Source organism: Paludibaculum fermentans, assembly GCF_051172195.1.
GTDB lineage: Bacteria > Acidobacteriota > Terriglobia > Bryobacterales > Bryobacteraceae > Paludibaculum > Paludibaculum fermentans_A.
In genome coordinates, this window is the sequence record NZ_JBPJAQ010000001.1 from 4,116,446 (window position 1) to 4,134,176 (window position 17,731).

Here is a 17,731-nt window from a genome sequence, read left to right on the forward strand (position 1 = left end):
AAGGGACCTCTGAGGTCCACGACCTTGAAGACGCTCACGCACTGCCTCGCGCTGCTGAACTGAGTGGAGCCTTACGGTGGCTATCCGCTCACTTACGTTCACGGCGCCGTTTGCTGCTTCGTCTGTATTGGCGGCCGGCAGGGCGGAACCCTGCCGGGGTGATTGCCGCCCAATTTGCAGATCGCTGGCCCCGGGTGTACCTATATAGGACATGAATCCACGCAAGTATATTGCGGCTGCGATGCTGTGCGCGCTGGCCGGTTGGCCGCTGGTGCGCGCCGCCTCGCCGGCGGAAGAGCGAATCGCACGCGTTGAGAACGGGCTGCAACGGCCCAACCGGCTGAAGGGCAGTGCGGCCGAGCGGATGAAGATTGCCGAGCGCATGGCGCACTACAAGGTGCCGGGCGTGAGCGTGGCGGTGATTCACGGGGGCCGGGTGGAGTGGGCCCGGGGGTATGGGCAGCGCGATGCGGGCAGCGGCGCTCCGGTGACGGCTGAGACTTTGTTCCAGGCGGCTTCGTTGAGCAAGGGTGTGGCGGCGTCGGTGGCGATGCGGCTGGTGGAGCAAGGCAAACTCAGCCTGGACGAGGACGTGAACGAGAAGCTGCGGAGCTGGAAGGTTCCGGAGAATGAGTTCACGAAAGTGGAGAAGGTGACGCTGCGGCGTTTGCTGAGCCACAACGCGGGGCTGACGGTGCATGGATTCCCGGGGTACGCGGTGGGCGCGGCGGTGCCGACATTGCCGCAATTGCTGGACGGGAAGGCTCCGGCGAATACGGCGGCGGTGCGGGTGAACAAGGCTCCGGGCAGCGGCTACCGGTATTCCGGCGGCGGGTATGAGGTGATGCAACTGCTGCTGGAGGACGTGACGGGGCAGAAGTTTGCGGATCTTGCGCGGGCGTTGATCCTGGATCCGTTGGGGATGAAGGTGAGCTCGTATGAGCAGCCGCTGGGGATGGAGCGTGCGCGGACTGCGGCGAGCGGGTATCGGGGAGAAGGTAAGGCGATTGTGGGGCGGTGGCATACGTATCCGGAAGAGACCGCGGCGGGGTTGTGGACGACACCGAGCGAGCTGGCGCGGTGGGTGTTGGAAATCCAGAAGCCGGGTAAGGTGCTGAAGGCGGAGACCGTGAAGACGATGCTGTCGAAGGCCGCCGGGCAATACGGGTTGGGTATCGGGTTGAACGAGACGGCGGGCCGGGCGTCGTTTTCCCATGGGGGCGCCAACGAGGGGTATCGCTGCCAGTACTTCGCGTATCGGGATTCGGGCGAAGGGGCGGTGGTGATGACAAATGGGGACTGGGGCGGCGACCTGGCGATGGAGATCCTGAGGTCGATCGCGGTGGAGTATGGGTGGGTGGACTACCTGCCGAAGGAACGGGCCGTGGTGGCGGTGGACGGGGCGGTGCTGGCGTCGTATGTGGGGGATTATGCGTTTCCGGGCGGGCCGGTGGTCCATATCCGGGTGAAGGACGGGCGGCTGACGTCGGGGCTCGGGGAGGTGGGCGTCCCCCTGCTGGCGGACGGGCCGGATTCGTTCTTCGACATGGACGGGCATGTGCCGCCGACGCGCTTCCGGACGGGGGCGGATGGCGGCATGGAACTGCTGGCGGATGGGGGCGTGGCGAAGCGGAAGGGACGGTAGAGGGCGGGTTAGGAGTTCAAGTTGGGCGAACCGGCGGTTGGCGGCGGGGGCGCCGGATTGCGCCGCAGCAGGAGGCGGCCTAAGAAGATCGACGTGATGAGGATCGCCAGGACCCACCTGGATTGCAGGAAGCCGCCGGAGAGGCCGAAGTGCTTGTCGAGGGCGACCAGGATCGCGAGTCCGATGATGACGATCCAGCGATGCTGCTGGAGGTCGTCGACGAAGGCGGCTACGGGGGAGTTGCGGGCGCGGGCCTGCCGGAGAGGCTCCTCGATCACCTTCTTCCGGGTGCAATGGGGCAACACCGCCAGGCAGGTGAAGAGGGTGACGGCGAACAGCCCTGCCAGGGTGGTCATGCTCATTCCTTGAGTTTCGACGGGATCCGTGCGGCGGGTGACCGGGTGTACGCCCTAGGCGCGGTCGGCGATTCGCCTGACGGGGCGGACGGCGCTACCAGATGGCGGGGCAGAGGCGGTAGCGGACCCGGCGTGCATAGTCGGGGTAACCCTCGAGTTCGTTGTGGAGGGTGGAGTCTTCCAGGCTGGTGCGGAGGAGCATAACGGACGCGGTAGCCGCGGCAGGCAGCAGCGCCCAATAGGCGCCGAGGATCAGGGGCGTCGCCAGAAGGTAGATGGCGGAACCGGCGTAGCCGGGGTGGCGAATGAAGCGGTAGGGTCCGCTGTCGACGACGGTGTGGCCGCGGTCCTTCTGAATGCGGACGACGGAAGAGAAGAAGCGGTTGGCGCGCATCGCCCAGGCGATGAGGGCGGCGGAGAGGACTGCCGCGGCGAGGCCCAGGGAGAAGGCCAGGGGGGAGACGGCTTTCGACCAGTGGAAGCGGAAGTCGAGGCCGGCGGTGATCCAGACGGCCATGGGACCGAGAAGGACGGTGATGCCGACGAGGAGCTTGTCCCAGCTCTTGCCGGCCTGGACGTTGCGGCGTTCGGCGGCGAGTTCGGGGTCGCGTCCGAGGGTGAAGGCGAGTCCGGTCAGGAAGGAGAGCGCCAGCAGGACCCAGGCATTCCGCCAGTCCAGCCGGCCGGCAGCGCCGAAGAGGCAGGCCGCGGTGATGGCGAGGCTGAAGAGGATCGAGACCAGTTGCTTGGTGTCCGGAAGACGCATGCGTTTCCTCCGGTACGGTATTTTAGCATTTCAGGCCTGAAAGGAGCATTCCGCCGGGCGATGCCGCGGGGCAGTTCAATTCCCCTGGGGCCGGTTGACGTTGTGGACGAGGATCGTAGTTGCGGCCCAGTTGACCGACCCGCTGGCGGCTCCGATGCGGTCACTGGGCCCGCCGCTGATGAGGAATCCTCCGAGTCCGCTGGCTAGATCGGAAAGGGCCGGGCCGCTGCCGACGATGGTTTGAGTGAGGGCAGTGAAGAGCCGCTGGACTCCGGTCTCGCTGGGGGCGGCCGCGGCGCTGCGTGTGGTTAGGATGCTGCCAGCCGCGGCTCGGCCGCTAAATCCGGCGATTCGCATTTCATTGAGAAGAGCCTCGCACCCGCCGCGAGCCAGGGTGGTCCGAATGGCGGCGTTGATGGCCTGGGCGGTGTAAGCCGAGTTGATTGCGGCCAGGCCGCCCCTGAGTTGGAGGAGATGGACTATCCCCTGCGCCCCTCCCACCAGGCCCGATCCCACGCCGATCGCATCCACGAGCAGTGTGGTGGCGACATAGTAGCCGTTGCGGTCCAACCGATAGAGGGAGTCGGAATCGGGGTTATTGCCCGCCTGCTGGTACCGCAGGGTTGCATTCACGCAGGAGGCCGCCGAGGCGGCGAAGCCGATCCAGGCCAAGGCTCCGATGCCGGTGGCGCTGCCGGCGATGGCGATGGCTCCGGAGAGCGCCATTGCGCCGCAGGCAAGTTGCATTCCGGTCAACTCCGCGTTGACACGACTGGCGTTGCGCGTCGCCCGCTGGACTGCTTCGGCGGCCGGTTGGGGGGTGGCCGGGGCGGGTACGGCCGGGCCTCGTGCGGCGCGCTGGATTACCTGGACGCTCGGCACCGCGCCCTGGCCCGGCACGCTGACTTCCTCGACGATGACGTACCGGCGTGTGAAGTTCTCGCCGGAGAGCCCCGGGTCCAACACCCGGGACGAGCCATTCGCCTGCAAGCCGATGATGCAGCCGTTCAGGTCGGGCTGCTGGCGGATGGCGGCAACCGTGCGCCGCAGTGCTTCGGCCGTGATCATTCGATGTTCTCCTGTTTGTACCCGGTTAGATTTTCTGAGCCCGAAACGGCCGGCCTGATGCAACGGAGGCTGCCGGCACGGGCCGAGCGAGTTGGGGACCGCTCCAGGCGGCGGTGGGTTCGAGTTCGATTGTGTTAGGTAACGCCGCCGGCGCAGGAGTGTCCTGAGGTTAACGGGTGGGTAAGTTACGGTACTCGCGATGCAAATAAAGGGGTTAGAACGGCAGCCCGGTTGTCTTTAAGACGGCCGCGAAATGGGGATCGGCGCGCAGCGGCGCGAACAGCGGGTCGACTGCGAGATAGAGGACGTTAGCGCCGTGCTCGTGACTCTGCTGGATGGCTGCGGCGCGGGCCTCGGGCAGGCGGTCCTGGCCCAGGTAGAGGAGGCACATCGCGCCCGGAGGCACGTACCCGGTGCGGCCGACGTCTTTGAAGTGGCGTTCGATTCCGGCGGCGCCGTCAGAGCGCCCGGCGCGACCGTAGGCGTAGGCGAGGAATCCCAGTTGGGCAGGACTCTGGCTGAGCAGACGGGACGGATCCGGCATCAACTTCTCCATCATGGAGACGACCTCCGCCGCATGTCCGGCATGGATAGCGGCAATTGCGATGCCCCCGCCAAAGGCGGGCGAAGCCGGCTGAGCCTCCTGGAGTTTGCGAAGCTCGGCCACGGCGAGGTCGGCCTGCCCCCGGAAGATGTGGACCCAGGGGGTGCAGAATGCGGTATGAGCGGACAAGGGGTCGGGGTCGAGGGCGATGCGGCATTCGGCCAGTGCCTCGTCGAAGCGGCGCAGGGGGAGGAGTACGCTAAGGGCCAGGCCGACGTGGGCGGCGGGCTCGGAAGGGGACCAGATTCGAAGCAGTCCGGCGAGTCCGAGGATGACCACTGCCGCTAAGGCCACGGTGGAGGCGATCAGAATCCAGCGCGGTTTGGGCGCTGGAGAGACGGCCGGGCTGGCTTCGGCGACTGGCAGGCGCAACACAAACCTGGGGACATAGGTCCCCTTTGGAATCTCTATGATGACGGGCGACTCGATCCCCTCGCCGGTGTAGTAGTCCTTAAGGCGTGCGCGGAGCTTTCCGGCCTCCACGCGGACGATGGGATCGGTGCGCGGGTCGAAATCCACCCTGCGGTCGAAGACTTCGGCGCCGAGGACGGACTCCTTGATAGAGTCCTGTGCGCCGGCGAGAGTCTGCTGTACGCAGAACTCGAGAAAACGGCTGGAGCGGTTGGCGTTGGTGAAGGGTGCGCTGGCGAGAATTGCCGCCAGTTGCGAGCGGACATCGTCTTCCGTGGGGGCAACCTTCGGTGGTTCGGTGGGGCCGCTCGGCTCTGGCGAGGCTCATGGATAGCCCAGCACCCGGAGCGTTCGAGGCAGCCAGTAGAATGTTTCGAGGAACTGGGCTTTGCATGACAACCCGGCTGGTGTTGACGCGATCGCAGATTCTGAGCTTCCGGCGGCGGGTGAACGCGCTGGACGAACGGCTGCCGGAGGGCGAGCAGTCGCTGCGGACGGCCGCCTGGGCGGGGCTGCAGGATTCGGTGCCGCGGGCGGCGCAGCTTTCAATACATGCCCGCGCAGCGGAGACGAGTCCTGGCAGTTGGGAGCACCCGTCGCTGGTGCAGTTGTGGGGTCCGCGGTTCAACGACTACGTGGTGGCGGCGAGGGACCTGGCGGTGTTCTCGCTGGGACGCCTGCCGGCTAGCCTATGGTGAGCCGGCAGTGCAGACTGCCTAAGCCTCAGGTGCCCCCACGATTCCTTTGATTGAAACAGACCGGCTGCGATTGCGCGGCCATCGCATGGAGGATTTCCTCCCCTCCGCCGCTATGTGGGCGATGCCGGAGTGACGCGGTTTATCGGGGGCCGGCCGTTCTCGGAAGAAGAGACCTGGGCGCGGTGCCTGCGCTACGCCGGCTCTACTGGATGATTGAGGAACGAGCGACCGGGCGTTTTCTCGGCGAGGTTGGCTTCGCCGACTTCAAACGGGAGGTCGAGCGCTCGATCCAGGGGATTCCGGAGCTGGGCTGGGTCCTGGCGCCCGAGGCGCAGGGGAAAGGGTTCGCCACTGAGGCGGCACGGGCCGCGTTGGCGTGGTGCGACGTGCACCTGAAAGCCGGGCGGACCGTGTGCCTGATCGACCCTGAGAACGCTGCGTCCGTTCGTGTGGCGGAGAAGTGCGGATTCCAGATGTACTGCCGGACGACGTACAAGGGGCACGCCAGCGTGATGTACGAGAGGAAGCCTTGACGGCTTTCCGGCTCCGGCACGCCCTCTTCAGGGGATCAGAGCCGGTGCCAATTTCACCGTTTCAGATCCGATATAACTAAACTGCTGTCTTGCGGCATCAGTTCCTCCCACCGCCGAGAGCGGGGCCGGGCGACTGGCGTCGCTTCGGTGGAATGGCTGCGGCCGGGAGGTTGAGTCCGATGAACTGGTACCTGGTCCGGGATGGACAACAGTACGGTCCATATGACCGGCAGGCGATGCAGGACATGATCGCGCAAGGCCTGTTGGCGCCTGCGGATATGGTCTGGGCCGAAGGCTCGCCGAATTGGATTCCGGCCGCCCAGGCGGGTTTCCTATGGCCTTCGCTGGCGCCGCCGGCCGCAATCGCTCCGCCCGGTAACAGGAAACGGAGGTTTGGCTGTCTTGGCTGCGTGGGCTTGCTGATTCTCATCCCGGTCCTGCTGATCGGTTGCCTGGTGCTCTGGATGAAGTACAGGGATAGCGGCAACATGGGGCTGGGTTCGGCGGCCACGCTTGCTTCGGCCACCGTGCCCTCGACGGGCGGCTCGATCACGATTGGCCAACCGGGCTCCCCGCTGAATGGGATGACCGTCAGTGTGAGCGCGGAGGCATATGGCAAGGCTCTCCCGTTCCGGATCCAGTCGACGGCGATCACCAGCCACAAACTGGGCCCGTTGTTTCATCCGGCCACTCCGCTGATCACGATCGATAACGGTCATGCGTATTCGAACGATCCGATGGTGGTGAAGATTCCGGTGAACATCGCCCGGGACGAGTTTGCGCTGGGGTTCTACTACGACCGCAAGACGGGGCGGTTGGAAGGACTCCCACTGATTGGCGAGGACGCGCAGTCGATCACCATTCTCACCAGGCACTTCTCTGATCTCGTGATCAGCAAGGCGAAGAAGGCGGAGATCGTGAGGGGGCTACCCGCCGCCAGCGGCTACCTGCCGGGTGTCGACGACTGGCAATTCACGAACTTCGGATCGTGGCTGGCACCGGCCGGACACTGCGCAGGCCAGTCGATCACTTCGATGTGGTACTACCTCGAGAAAAAGCAGGCCGCTGGAGAACGGGCGCTGTACGGCCGCTACGACAACAACGACTATGGCATGGGCACCATCCAACTGCAGGAGGACGACTCGTGGGGCTACCGGTTTGCCTCGATGGTTCAAACCGAACTCGACTGGGACAGCCTCAGCCGGAGGATTGTCCGGAAGATCAACGGTTTCCCTACCGGCTTGACGTGGTTTGCCTTCGCGTATTCGATTCAATTGACGGGAGAACCGCAGTACATCGAGATCTGGGGGCAGACGACTGATCCTAAGGGGAAGTCGGTGGAAGCGGGCCATGCGATGGTCGTCTACAAAGCGGATGCCACGGGGTTGTCCATCGCCGACCCGAACTACCACGGCAACGAGCAACGCAGGATCACTCTCACGAACGGTGAGCTGCTGCCATACAACTCCGGCCTGAACAGGGCCGAAATCGACAAGGGTAACGGCATCAGCTTCCCGATCCTGCTCTATATCGGCAAGACGGCGATAGCCGATTGGGGGAAGGTGGGCGCGCGCTATGCGGAGATCGCCGCGGGCACCATCGGCAATGACAAGTTCCCGAAGTGGAAAGTGCGGTATCTGATCCAGGAAGGCGCGGAGAAGAAGTGGCCGGAAGTCCCGAAGGTGATCAAGACCGATGAGCCTACGACCATGTTGCCGGGCGCGGGGTTGAAAGGGATGCTCCGGTTCGAGGTCAAGTTTCCTTATACGACTGGATCGGCAGAGTATCGGGTCGACCTGTTCAAGGACACGACCGTGTTAGCCAACGGGTCGTTCGACGGGCACGGCGAGTACTATTACAACTTCAGGCTGGACAAGGGAGTGAACAACATCGGCTTCTACTACTACAAGGTGGATGCCGACGGTAACGCGCAGTACGTCGATTTCAAGCGAGTGCGGATTCTATACGGGGATGACGACTTGAGCGGGACGTGGAACGGAGAGATGACGGTGAGAGGCACCGAGGTTTTCCGAAAGCACATTGAAGATATGGTCGTCATCGTCCTGAGGGCGTTTCTGCCGGATCGCAGCGAAGCGGACCTGCGCGGCGCGGCGGCAGCCTCAATCACGATGAACGTAGAGACGAATCCCTTCTCGTTCGTGCTCACGAAGAGGGCGCAGGAGGAGGGTAAGTATGACTTCTCGATGGAGTACCGCGACAAGGAAGGCCGGCGTTATGGCAGTACGGGGATTGCTACATATAAGGACGGTGTACTGACCTGGCGCGCGAAAGCAGAAGACCGCTCCACCGCCGACTACCAGGGTAACCTCCTGGGCAAAGAAGTATTGAAGGGGACTATCGATATCAACGCCTGGGGCGTGATGCCGAACGCCGCGACGAGCGAATGGCATGCCCAGAGAGCCAAACGCTGAACTGCACTGCCGAAGCAAAAGGCAATGCCGGCCGCCCTGGCCGGTGCTAACCCTCGCTTTTCGCGAATTGCTTTCGAAACATCGCCAGCTGATCACTGGTTGGAGGCCAGTCAGTGTCGCAAGTATTGCAGTGGAATACGAGCGCACCTGACTTCAACGCCTCCTCGAATTCCTCCTGACGGAAGGTAACGGTCTGGTTGTGGTTGTTCGGACAAACCACTTCAAAGTCCAAGCGGTCGCTCATGAGTCCTCCTGCTGAATCTGAATCGCGGCGGTCTGTTGCGTTTCCTCGGAGAATCCTGACGCGCGGAAACCTGAACTACGGCGCCCAGGGAAGTTGCCCCTGCCCGATCGTAGCGCACTCCTGTCGCGCCCTGGGCTCGCAAGCCCTTGCCGCGCGGCTAGCGGGACTTCTGCCAAAGACGGTTCGCCAGGATTTAAGACTTGTTGGTGGATCGCGTTTCCCCCTTTCTTTGAACGCTTGGGTACACTTAGCTGGTGCCGAGCATTTATTCGCTTAAGCCGCGGTTTCAAGGCCTGCTTCGACCGCTCGCACGATCCCTCGCCCGCTGCGGTGTTACCGCCAACCACGTCACTGTCACCGCCTGTGCTCTCTCCGTTGGGCTGGGGCTGCTGCTGACGGTCAGAATCCACGATCGCGCCCTCTTCCTGGTGGTGCCCGGCTTCCTGTTTGTGCGGATGGCGCTCAACGCCATCGATGGGATGCTGGCCCGGGAATTTGGGCAGAAGTCGGATCTGGGTGCTTACCTGAATGAACTGACCGACGTGGTTTCGGATGCATTCCTCATTCTTCCTTTTGCCTATCTGCCGGAATTGGAGCCGCTTTGGATTGGCGCGGTCATCTGGCTTGCCGCCGTTTCCGAAATGGCGGGGACCGTGGCGGTGATGACAGGGGCGGGGCGGCGATATGACGGGCCGATGGGGAAGAGCGACCGGGCTTTCGTGTTTGGAGCACTGGCGCTTTGGATTGGCCTTGGCGGAGCTGTGCCTGGTTGGTTGGGTTGGGGGTTTCCCCGGTTGCTTGGCTTGCTGCTGGCGGTTACCATCGTGAATCGAGTATTGGGCGGGTTGGCCGAGAGGAAGGCCAGCCAGCAGGAGAAGGGCGTTTCGTAGTCAGACTTTATGCGTATTCCGGAAGAGCGTTATTTCACTACCAGTGATGGTACGCGGCTGTTCTACCGCTACTGGCCGTCCTTACAAGGACCTGCCAAGGAGGCGGTGGTTTTGTTTCATCGCGGCCACGAGCATTCGGGCCGGCTGCAGCATGTTGTGGATGAGCTGGAAATGCCGTCGACGGCAATGTTTGCGTGGGATGCGCGCGGGCATGGCCGATCTGTGGAGTCCGCCGCGAGCACACCGGGCAACGGGCATGTCCCGACGATGGGCATGCTGGTCAAAGACGTGGATGTGTTCGTGCGGCACATTTGCGGCGAGTTTGGGCTCGCCGTGGAAGACATAGCGCTGCTGGGACAGAGCGTCGGCAGCGTGCTGGCCGCGGCTTGGGTACATGACTATGCTCCGCCGATCCGGTGCATGGTGCTGGCAGCACCGGCCTTCAGTGTGAAACTGTACGTGCCGCTGGCGCGACAGGCCCTGGGGCTGTTCCACCAGTTGTTCGGCAACTTCCACGTCAATTCCTATGTGAAGCCGAGCGCGCTGACACATGATCCGGAGCGAATCGCTTCTTATAAGGCGGATCCGTTGATCCGGCGGCCGATTTCCGTCAACATCCTGCTCGCGCTATACAGCACAGCGGACCGGCTGATTGAGGATGCGGCGGCGATCCAGGTGCCGACGCAGGTCCTGATCTCCGGGGCCGACTTCGTGGTGCACCACAAACCGCAGCACCAGTTCTATGAGCGGCTGGGGTCGAAGGTCAAAGAGGTGCACGTTTTCGAAGGGTTCTATCACGACACGCTGGGGGAACGGGACCGGGCTCCGGCGATTGCGAAGGCGCGGGGTTTCCTGCAGAAGTGCTTTGCGGAGGCTCCGCCCCGGACTTCGCTGATTGGGGCTGACAGGGCCGGGTATACGAAGGACGAGTATGAGCGGCTTCGCCAGCCATTGCCCGCGCTGCATCCGAAGGCCCTGAATTTCGGGCTGACGCGGTTTGGGATGAAGACGGGCGGGCGGTTGTCGGACGGCATCCGACTGGGGCTGGAGACCGGCTTCGATTCCGGCAGCACGCTGGATTACATCTACCGCAACAAGGCTGCCGGCATCACCCCGTTGGGCACACTGATCGACTGGTTCTACCTGAACGCGATCGGATGGCGCGGCATCCGGGTGAGGAAGGCGCACATAGAACAACTGCTGCGCGGAGCGATTGCGTCGCTGCAGGCCAGCGGGCAGCCCGTGCGAATTGCGGACATTGCGGCAGGGCACGGGCGGTATGTACTGGAGGCGATTGAGGCACTGGCGGCGAAACCGGAGCATATTCTACTGCGCGACTTCAGCGAGTTGAACGTCACGCAGGGTAGGGAACTGATCCAGAAGAAGGGTCTGGCCGGAATCGCGCAGTTTGAGAAGGGCGACGCCTTCGACCGGGGCAGTGTGGCGGCTATGGCTCCACGCCCGACGCTGGGGATCGTTTCGGGACTGTACGAATTGTTTCCGGAGAATGGGCCGATTCGCGAGTCGCTGGCCGGACTGGCGGAGGCGATCGCTCCAGGAGGATTTCTGATCTATACCGGGCAGCCGTGGCATCCGCAGTTGGAGATGATTGCGCGGACCTTGCCGAGCCACCGGAACCACCAGCCGTGGATCATGCGCCGCAGGACCCAGTTGGAGATGGATGAACTGGTGGAGGCGGCCGGGTTCCGCAAGACAGAGCAACTCACGGACGAATGGGGCATTTTCACGGTTTCGGCCGCGCAAAGGAAGGGTGATTGAGCAGTTTTGAAGCCGCGGCCCGTTCCGCCGAATCCAGGCCCCTGGAAGGGGATCCGAAGGAATCGCGGCCCTGGCTGCCGGCCCTGCTTTGGCTGGCAGTGCTGGGGCCATTGTTCTTTCTGAGCTACGGGTTTGCCAATTGGGTGACGGGCCTGCGTGAGAATGTACCGGAGGTGGCGTTTGCGTGGGAGCGCCACATTCCGTTCTGGGCCTGGACGATTGTGCCCTACTGGTCGACGGATCTGTTCTACGCCGTCTCGGTGTTCCTGTGCCGCACCCGGAATGAGTTGCGGACGCATGTCAGCCGGCTGATCGTCGTGCAGCTTGTGTGCGTGACCGGCTTCCTGGCGGCGCCACTGCAATTCGGGTTTGAACGCCCCGTCTCGGAGGGATTCTTCGGCGGCCTGTTTGACGCGTTGATGAGCTTCGACAAGCCGTTTAACCAGGCGCCCTCGCTGCACATTGCGCTGATCACGGTGCTCTGGGCGCGGTATGCGCGGCATTTCGGCGGGGCCACGATGTGGCTGCTGCGGATCTGGTTTGTACTGATGGCGGTTTCGACGCTGACGACTTACCAGCATCACTTCATCGATCTGCCAGCGGGCTTGTGGGTGGGGCTGCTGGCGATGGCTTTGTTTCCGGAAGAAGGGTGGGCCGGACGATTGGCACGATCCCGGGATCCGCGCCGGTTTGCGCTGGGTGCGGCCTATCTGGCGGGCGGGTTGATTTGCGCGCTTGCCGCGTACCTGATGGGGGGGCTCGGTTGGCTACTGGCATGGCCGGCGGCAGCGCTGGTGCTGGTAGCGGGCTTCTACTGGTACGGGCAGCCGGGTCTATTCGGCAAGGCGGGCGGGGCCATGGCGCCGGCGGCGCTGAGCCTGGTGGCACCGTATGTGGCTGGAGCGTGGTTGAGCTCACGTTGGTTCACACGGGGCCAGGCTACGGCGCACGAGATCGCGGAAGGGGTTTGGCTGGGGCGGTTTCCGAGCCGGAGTGAACTTGCGGAGTCGGGCATGGCTTCCGTGGTGGACGTCACAGCCGAGTTGCCGTTTGCCGGACGGGGCGTTGAGTATCGAAGCGTGCCGATGCTGGATTTGCTGGCGCCTGGGGCGGAGCAATTGGACGCGGCTGTGGAGGCGATTGAGGAGTTGTCGGCGGAGCGGCCCACGCTGGTGTGCTGCGCGCTGGGGTATTCGCGGAGTGCTGCGGCCGTCGCGGCATGGCTGGTTGCGACGGGGCGCGCGTTGTCTGTGGATGCGGCGATCGAGATGATCAGAGCTCGCCGGCCGGTGATTGTGCTGGGCGCCACGGCGCGTCGCGCCCTGACGGAATGGGCCGCTGGGAGAGCCTCGCGATGAAACCTGAATTGGACGGCAAGTTGACGGCCAGTTTCCTGCGATCGGGCCGGGTGGTATTGAATGCGAGCAACTGTGCGGCGGTGATTACGGGGGCGGGGCTGTTGCTGGGGCGGCCCGGCGCGGGGCGGGTTTGGTTCGCCGTTTCCGCTGTCAGTTGGTTGGCGGCACTGTATTTCGGGTTGCGGGTGGCGATTGACGAGGGGCTGTTCCGGGCGCTGGTGGAGGAGCCCGAGGAGTCTGGGCGCGGGTTGGATGAGTGGCTGGGGTCGAGAGGACTGGGGCAACCGGTGCGCGCGCGGTCGATGGAAGAGCGAAGCCGGGGTGCACTGCGGCTATGGATGCGGCTGCTGATCGCAGTGGGGGTGCAACTGGCGGCAATGGCGGCCGGGTTGCTGCTGCAGGCGTGGAGGCCGGATGCTGGCTGAGCTGGCCGGGGCGCTGATCACGGGCGCGACGCGGCTGATGACAGGAGTGCAAGGCCGGTGGCTGGGGTGCGCACCGAGCGAGGTCCAACGCCTGTATTTTGCCAATCACGCCAGCCACCTGGATTTTGTGCTGATCTGGTCAGTCCTGCCGCCTCGAATCCGGCGGCGGGTGAGGCCGGTGGCAGCGGAAGACTACTGGAGCCAGGGCCGGCTGAGAAAGTTCCTGATCCATGAGGTGTTCCGGGGTGTGCTGATTGCGCGAGGGAAGGTGGAGCGGGAGCACAATCCACTAACCGCTATGTGTTCAGCCCTGGATGACGGCGATTCCCTGCTGCTGTTTCCGGAGGGGACGCGCGGGCCGGGCGGGGCTGTGCAGCCGTTCAAGTCCGGTGTATATCAATTGGCACTGGCCTATGCGGAGTTGGAACTGGTGCCGGTTTGGATCGACAATGCGCATCGGGTGATGCCGAAAGGGACGCTGCTGCCGCTGCCGCTGTTGTGCTCGGTTGCCTTTGGGGAGCCGATGAAGCTGGGCGCGGCAGAGGGGAAGATGGAGTTCCTGGAGCGGCTGAGGCACGCCTTGATCGATTTGGGGAACGCATGAATACGAAGGAAGTCATGGTCACGCTCTCCGTGCTGGTGGGTGTGCTGACGGTGGCGAGCCTGGTCTCGTTTGTCCTGCGAGGGCGAGCAAAGCCCGGTCCGAACGCCGTGCTGGACAATCTCAATGCGCGGATCAACGCGTGGTGGGTGATGATTCTGGTGCTGGCCGCGGCATTTCTGGCGGGTCAACTGGCCGTCACCCTGCTGTTCGCGTTTGTGTCGTTTGCGGCCCTGCGCGAGTTCATCACGCTGACGCCGACGCACCGGGCCGATCACATTGCGCTGTTCATCAGTTTCTTCGTGGTGCTGCCGATGCAGTACTGGCTGGCGTCGATGGACTGGTTTGGGTTTTTTGCGGTGCTGATTCCGGTTTATTCATTCCTCATCCTGCCGATTGCGTCGGTGGTGTTTGGCGACCCGAAGAACTTTCTGGCCCGGACGGCGGAGACGCAATGGGGGCTGATGATCAGCGTGTACTGCATTTCGCACGTACCGGCGCTGCTGACGTTGTACATCCCCGGGTATGCGGGACGAAACGCGCTGCTGGTGGTGTTTCTGCTGATCGTGGTGCAGTCGAGCGATGTTTTGCAGTACATCTGGGGCAAATTGTTCGGCCGTCACCTGGTGGCGCCGGAACTGTCGCCCTCAAAGACGGTGGAAGGGCTGATCGGCGGCGTGTTGAGCGCGACGATATTGGGGGCGTGCCTGTGGCCGATCACGCCCTTTCATTGGTGGCAGGCGGGTGGCATGGCGTTTGTCGTCACGATGATGGGATTCCTGGGCGGACTGGTGATGTCGGCGATCAAGCGGGACCGCGGGGTGAAGGACTGGGGGCAGTTGATCGAAGGCCACGGCGGGATGCTGGACCGGTTGGATTCCGTGGCCTTTTCGGCTCCGATTTTCTTCCACCTGACGCGGTATTTCTTCACGCCATAGGGTGGCGCGGCTGCTACTGCTTGGCCTGGCGTTTGTGCCAGTCCTCGGAGTAGAGGTTGAAGTGGACGTTTTCGCGCGGGTGGGCGGCGACAAAGTCCTCATTCAAAGACAGACCGAGGCCGGGACGATCGGGCAGGGAGAAGTAGCCGTCGACGACCTGCGGATAATGGTCGACCGCGCCCTGGACCCAGGCGTCGGCGAAGTCGTTGAAGTGCTCGAGGATTTTGTAGTTGGGGGTGCAGGCGGCGAGGTGGACGTTGGCCGCCGTGGCAACGGGTCCGCAGACGTTGTGGGGGGCGACGAGCATGTAATAGGCCTCAGCCCAGGCGGCGAGTTTGCGGGCTTCGGAGATGCCGCCGAAGTGGGAAAGGTCGATCTGGACGATGTCGCAGCACTGGAGTTCAAAGAGCTCGCGGCACTCGAAGCGGGTATGGATGCGTTCCCCGGTGGCGATGGGCGTGTGGACGGCGTCCGCGACCTTCTTGAGGGCTTTCAGGTTTTCGGGCGGCACGGGTTCCTCGAGCCAGCCGGGATGGAACGGTTCGAGGTCGCGGGCGATCTGAATAGCGGTGGCGGGATTGAAGCGGCCGTGCATCTCGACGAAGATGTCGAAGTCGGGACCGGCTTCGTGGCGGACGGCTTCGACGAGGGCGATGGATTTGAGCCGTTCCTGGCGGTCGAGTTCGTAGAAGCCTGCACCAAAGGGGTCGAGTTTGGCGGCGCGGTAGCCGCGATCGACGACGCGGCGGGCGGCCTTGGCGAACTCTTCGGGCGTACGTTCGACGGTGTACCAACCATTGGCATAGGCCTTGATTTTTGATCGCACGGCTCCGCCCATCAGGCGGTAGACGGGCTGGTTGAGGGCTTTGCCGACGATATCCCAACAGGCCATCTCGATGAGGGAGATGCCGCTCATGGCGACTTCGCCGGCGCGGCTGTAGTCGTGCAGGCGCATGTTGTCGACGATGAGTTCGCGGTCGAAGGGATCCTTGCCGATGACGTAGCGGGGGGCTGCTTCGGCGAGATAGCCGAGGAGGGCCTCGGTGTTATTGATCATGCGGACTTCGCCGAGGCCGGTGAGGCCCTCGTCGGTTTCGACGACAACAAAGGTGAGGTTGCGCCAGGGGGTGCCCATGACCAGGGGGCGGACGTTGGTGATCTTCATGGTAGTGATGGCGGCAGGGCCGGGATCCGAGGTGAGGATATCAGAGTGAGGTGGAGGGTGAAGAGACGGGCGGCATGCCGCGCAGTGAGGACGAGTTCACTCGGGGGATCCCGCTCGCTGCTTCCTCCATGTTTCGTCGATGCACCGCGACTCTCCGCGATGCTCTCCCAGGGTGTTGTGCCGCGATCCGATCCCGTCCAGTCGTCTTGCCACTACCTTACCTGTCGCAAGAAGAGGCGCTTTAGCCGGTTTGAAAGACTTCGAAGCGCGTCCTTTGCCGGGCCTCCAGCCTGGCCGGATCGAGGCGCCGAAGCTACGACTCGGACGTTCCGAACCGGAGTGCCTGGCGGTATTTGCACCCATCCCTCGGCGGCATTGCCGTCGATCAGCTTCCGAAACAGCTCCTGCGCGCTCTCAAGCTCAGTGCGGCGGCGGGGATCCGTCTCCACACGGAGATAAGCCTCAGCCCCTAGCAGCAAGTCATGGGCTTCTTCTGCAGAGATTACGACTTCATGCGCTGCTCCGAAGGTATCGAAGGTTGCGTTCATTGCAGCGGCAAAGTCGAATAGGTATTCACGTCCACCTCGATGCAGGAGGATGGACAGCAGCCCTGCGAAATGGTGCGGCGCACACCACGCCTTGTGGCTCCACGCGGAATCTTCCAAAAGCAGATCGCGGAGCAGAACAAGGGGAACTGAATCCGGCTCTGCGAGGGCCAGTCTCGCAAGCGACCAGCGGAGTTCCTGATGCTCGTCGTGGAACTCCTCAGCATGTTTCCCATTCCAGGCGAAACGGATAGAGGCGCGCTGTTGACCATCGTAGTGGAGCGCGAATTCATGAATGGACTCGCTGGTATTGTCGTCGAACATTGATTGTCCTTCAGGCCGAGAGGGCGCCGTGCTGGCTACGAAGAACCCTGATCGTCGTTTCGCAGACCTACCGGCAAGTCCTGCCACTGGATGCCAAGCTTCGCCAGGTCTCCATCCAACCATTGCTCGTACCAGTCCAGGAAGCCCAGATGCCGGCCACGATCATCGCATTCCGGACGTAATCCAGCGTCGTCGTTCTGAGCATCCCGCCAAACCTCCCCGCGGCACTGTCCATTGACCACGAGGATGAACCGGATGCCGCAGCCGCAATGGCAGATATACAAGGCTCCAGGAACTCCCAGGATGATCTGGCGTGGAGGTTGCGCTGCTTCCTCTCCCCTGCCATCGGGGTCTGCCTCGAGCATTTCGTCCGGCCAGTCTTCCTCGTCGTCGCACCAGACGTCCTCCTGGCTGCACGGATCCTCCCAGTCGTATGGGTTGAAGGCTTCTGTCCAACGAAAAGGCTTGCGGGTGAGTTCCGGTTGTGTGAGGTCTTCGGGGTCGGGACCATCCAAGGAGATGAGCCCATAGTACGGACCAGCGCCGCCATCACCGATCAGTGTGACGAACAGGCGATACTCGTCTGGCAATTGCACGCCCAAGTGCTTCTCCCATTCGGACACGGCTTCTGGTGGGAGGGCGGGCTGCAGGTGGTATTCGTGGGTGTCGGATCCGAAGAGTGTCAGCGCTGGATCGGCGGCTCGCAGCTGGTCCAGTTTGGATTGAATACGAGCGAGACGAGCGGCGAGTGCGGCATTCTCTTCAGGCACATTAGGCACGAAATGCAGGCTAGCATAATTCCCGTTTTGAGCTGAAGAGGGCTTGAGTTCCGGGCGATTCGTCCGAGGGTTCATGGGTGCCAGGTGTTCATGCTCGCCGGGTGTCAGGGCCGCCAGGGATGGCGGCCCGGGTTCGCCACTAGGCTGGATGCGACACGGGTGAGCAACGA

Annotated in this window: 17 protein-coding genes and 1 pseudogene; 10 read left to right on the top strand and 8 right to left on the bottom strand. The window is 63.4% G+C overall.

Annotated elements, in window-relative coordinates; genetic code table 11:
- Positions 1 to 211 precede the first annotated feature (211 nt).
- Complete coding sequence (locus ACR9Y2_RS16660) at positions 212 to 1,645, top strand: serine hydrolase (protein WP_435042576.1); 1,434 nt, start codon at positions 212 to 214, stop codon at positions 1,643 to 1,645.
- An 8-nt stretch (positions 1,646 to 1,653) separates the two neighbouring features.
- Here the strand turns inward: ACR9Y2_RS16660 and ACR9Y2_RS16665 are convergent, their stop codons facing one another.
- From ACR9Y2_RS16665 to ACR9Y2_RS16680, 4 genes are all read right to left on the bottom strand, one after another.
- Positions 1,654 to 2,001 carry a hypothetical protein gene (locus ACR9Y2_RS16665; RefSeq protein WP_435042577.1) on the bottom strand — a complete coding sequence of 116 codons (348 nt, stop codon included), beginning with the start codon at positions 1,999 to 2,001 and terminating at the stop codon, positions 1,654 to 1,656.
- A gap of 94 nt (positions 2,002 to 2,095) precedes the next feature.
- Positions 2,096 to 2,767 carry a methyltransferase family protein gene (locus tag ACR9Y2_RS16670; protein WP_435042578.1) on the bottom strand — a complete coding sequence of 224 codons (672 nt, stop codon included), beginning with the start codon at positions 2,765 to 2,767 and terminating at the stop codon, positions 2,096 to 2,098.
- A gap of 75 nt (positions 2,768 to 2,842) precedes the next feature.
- Positions 2,843 to 3,835, bottom strand: a complete 993-nt coding sequence (locus tag ACR9Y2_RS16675; RefSeq protein ID WP_435042579.1) for a hypothetical protein — start codon at positions 3,833 to 3,835, stop codon at positions 2,843 to 2,845.
- Between the two features lie 214 nt (positions 3,836 to 4,049).
- Positions 4,050 to 4,958 carry a hypothetical protein gene (locus ACR9Y2_RS16680; RefSeq protein WP_435042580.1) on the bottom strand — a complete coding sequence of 303 codons (909 nt, stop codon included), beginning with the start codon at positions 4,956 to 4,958 and terminating at the stop codon, positions 4,050 to 4,052.
- Positions 4,959 to 5,242: 284 nt separating this feature from the next.
- Between ACR9Y2_RS16680 and ACR9Y2_RS16685 the strand changes: the two genes are divergently transcribed.
- The 3 genes and pseudogenes from ACR9Y2_RS16685 (at position 5,243) to ACR9Y2_RS16695 (ending at position 8,513) form a co-directional block, all read left to right on the top strand.
- Positions 5,243 to 5,548 carry a hypothetical protein gene (locus ACR9Y2_RS16685; protein ID WP_435042581.1) on the top strand — a complete coding sequence of 102 codons (306 nt, stop codon included), beginning with the start codon at positions 5,243 to 5,245 and terminating at the stop codon, positions 5,546 to 5,548.
- Between the two features lie 85 nt (positions 5,549 to 5,633).
- A pseudogene (locus tag ACR9Y2_RS16690) lies at positions 5,634 to 6,081 on the top strand (GNAT family N-acetyltransferase).
- A gap of 179 nt (positions 6,082 to 6,260) precedes the next feature.
- Complete coding sequence (locus ACR9Y2_RS16695; protein ID WP_435042582.1) at positions 6,261 to 8,513, top strand: DUF4339 domain-containing protein; 2,253 nt, start codon at positions 6,261 to 6,263, stop codon at positions 8,511 to 8,513.
- Positions 8,514 to 8,559: 46 nt separating this feature from the next.
- Here the strand turns inward: ACR9Y2_RS16695 and ACR9Y2_RS16700 are convergent, their stop codons facing one another.
- A complete protein-coding gene (locus tag ACR9Y2_RS16700; protein WP_435042584.1) occupies positions 8,560 to 8,757 on the bottom strand; it encodes a hypothetical protein in 198 nt (65 codons plus the stop codon).
- Between the two features lie 254 nt (positions 8,758 to 9,011).
- On the opposite strand from ACR9Y2_RS16700, the gene ACR9Y2_RS16705 reads away from it, so the two are divergent.
- The 6 genes from ACR9Y2_RS16705 to ACR9Y2_RS16730 are packed head-to-tail and all read left to right on the top strand — an operon-like array spanning position 9,012 to position 14,748.
- Positions 9,012 to 9,647 carry a CDP-alcohol phosphatidyltransferase family protein gene (locus ACR9Y2_RS16705; protein ID WP_435042585.1) on the top strand — a complete coding sequence of 212 codons (636 nt, stop codon included), beginning with the start codon at positions 9,012 to 9,014 and terminating at the stop codon, positions 9,645 to 9,647.
- Positions 9,648 to 9,656: 9 nt separating this feature from the next.
- On the top strand, positions 9,657 to 11,426 hold the full coding sequence (locus ACR9Y2_RS16710) for a bifunctional alpha/beta hydrolase/class I SAM-dependent methyltransferase (protein ID WP_435042586.1): 1,770 nt from the start codon (positions 9,657 to 9,659) through the stop codon (positions 11,424 to 11,426).
- A 41-nt stretch (positions 11,427 to 11,467) separates the two neighbouring features.
- Positions 11,468 to 12,784 carry a phosphatase PAP2/dual specificity phosphatase family protein gene (locus tag ACR9Y2_RS16715; RefSeq protein WP_435044874.1) on the top strand — a complete coding sequence of 439 codons (1,317 nt, stop codon included), beginning with the start codon at positions 11,468 to 11,470 and terminating at the stop codon, positions 12,782 to 12,784.
- Complete coding sequence (locus ACR9Y2_RS16720) at positions 12,781 to 13,209, top strand: hypothetical protein (RefSeq protein ID WP_435042587.1); 429 nt, start codon at positions 12,781 to 12,783, stop codon at positions 13,207 to 13,209. Before ACR9Y2_RS16715 ends, ACR9Y2_RS16720 begins: the two co-directional genes overlap by 4 nt.
- Positions 13,199 to 13,813 carry a lysophospholipid acyltransferase family protein gene (locus ACR9Y2_RS16725; protein WP_435042588.1) on the top strand — a complete coding sequence of 205 codons (615 nt, stop codon included), beginning with the start codon at positions 13,199 to 13,201 and terminating at the stop codon, positions 13,811 to 13,813. Before ACR9Y2_RS16720 ends, ACR9Y2_RS16725 begins: the two co-directional genes overlap by 11 nt.
- Positions 13,810 to 14,748 carry a phosphatidate cytidylyltransferase gene (locus tag ACR9Y2_RS16730; RefSeq protein WP_435042590.1) on the top strand — a complete coding sequence of 313 codons (939 nt, stop codon included), beginning with the start codon at positions 13,810 to 13,812 and terminating at the stop codon, positions 14,746 to 14,748. The genes ACR9Y2_RS16725 and ACR9Y2_RS16730 overlap by 4 nt, the downstream gene beginning before the upstream one ends.
- 13 nt (positions 14,749 to 14,761) lie before the next feature.
- Here the strand turns inward: ACR9Y2_RS16730 and ACR9Y2_RS16735 are convergent, their stop codons facing one another.
- The 3 genes from ACR9Y2_RS16735 to ACR9Y2_RS16745 all read right to left on the bottom strand — a co-directional run bounded on the left by ACR9Y2_RS16735 (position 14,762) and on the right by ACR9Y2_RS16745 (position 17,636).
- A complete protein-coding gene (locus tag ACR9Y2_RS16735) occupies positions 14,762 to 15,913 on the bottom strand; it encodes a mandelate racemase/muconate lactonizing enzyme family protein (RefSeq protein ID WP_435042591.1) in 1,152 nt (383 codons plus the stop codon).
- Between the two features lie 212 nt (positions 15,914 to 16,125).
- Positions 16,126 to 16,782 (bottom strand): hypothetical protein, encoded by a 657-nt coding sequence (locus ACR9Y2_RS16740; protein ID WP_435042592.1) that lies wholly within the window; start codon positions 16,780 to 16,782, stop codon positions 16,126 to 16,128.
- A gap of 35 nt (positions 16,783 to 16,817) precedes the next feature.
- On the bottom strand, positions 16,818 to 17,636 hold the full coding sequence (locus ACR9Y2_RS16745; protein WP_435042593.1) for an SMI1/KNR4 family protein: 819 nt from the start codon (positions 17,634 to 17,636) through the stop codon (positions 16,818 to 16,820).
- Positions 17,637 to 17,731: the final 95 nt, after the last annotated feature.

Excerpts from the sequence above, each read along its gene's own strand:
- ACR9Y2_RS16660 (WP_435042576.1), top strand. The coding sequence starts at position 212 with ATGAATCCACGCAAGTATATTGCGGCTGCGATGCTGTGCGCGCTGGCC.
- ACR9Y2_RS16665 (WP_435042577.1), bottom strand. The coding sequence starts at position 2,001 with ATGACCACCCTGGCAGGGCTGTTCGCCGTCACCCTCTTCACCTGCCTG.
- ACR9Y2_RS16670 (WP_435042578.1), bottom strand. The coding sequence starts at position 2,767 with ATGCGTCTTCCGGACACCAAGCAACTGGTCTCGATCCTCTTCAGCCTC.
- ACR9Y2_RS16675 (WP_435042579.1), bottom strand. The coding sequence starts at position 3,835 with ATGATCACGGCCGAAGCACTGCGGCGCACGGTTGCCGCCATCCGCCAG.
- ACR9Y2_RS16685 (WP_435042581.1), top strand. The coding sequence starts at position 5,243 with ATGACAACCCGGCTGGTGTTGACGCGATCGCAGATTCTGAGCTTCCGG.
- ACR9Y2_RS16695 (WP_435042582.1), top strand. The coding sequence starts at position 6,261 with ATGAACTGGTACCTGGTCCGGGATGGACAACAGTACGGTCCATATGAC.
- ACR9Y2_RS16700 (WP_435042584.1), bottom strand. The coding sequence starts at position 8,757 with ATGAGCGACCGCTTGGACTTTGAAGTGGTTTGTCCGAACAACCACAAC.
- ACR9Y2_RS16710 (WP_435042586.1), top strand. The coding sequence starts at position 9,657 with ATGCGTATTCCGGAAGAGCGTTATTTCACTACCAGTGATGGTACGCGG.
- ACR9Y2_RS16720 (WP_435042587.1), top strand. The coding sequence starts at position 12,781 with ATGAAACCTGAATTGGACGGCAAGTTGACGGCCAGTTTCCTGCGATCG.
- ACR9Y2_RS16725 (WP_435042588.1), top strand. The coding sequence starts at position 13,199 with ATGCTGGCTGAGCTGGCCGGGGCGCTGATCACGGGCGCGACGCGGCTG.
- ACR9Y2_RS16730 (WP_435042590.1), top strand. The coding sequence starts at position 13,810 with ATGAATACGAAGGAAGTCATGGTCACGCTCTCCGTGCTGGTGGGTGTG.
- ACR9Y2_RS16735 (WP_435042591.1), bottom strand. The coding sequence starts at position 15,913 with ATGAAGATCACCAACGTCCGCCCCCTGGTCATGGGCACCCCCTGGCGC.
- ACR9Y2_RS16740 (WP_435042592.1), bottom strand. The coding sequence starts at position 16,782 with ATGTTCGACGACAATACCAGCGAGTCCATTCATGAATTCGCGCTCCAC.
- ACR9Y2_RS16745 (WP_435042593.1), bottom strand. The coding sequence starts at position 17,636 with ATGAACCCTCGGACGAATCGCCCGGAACTCAAGCCCTCTTCAGCTCAA.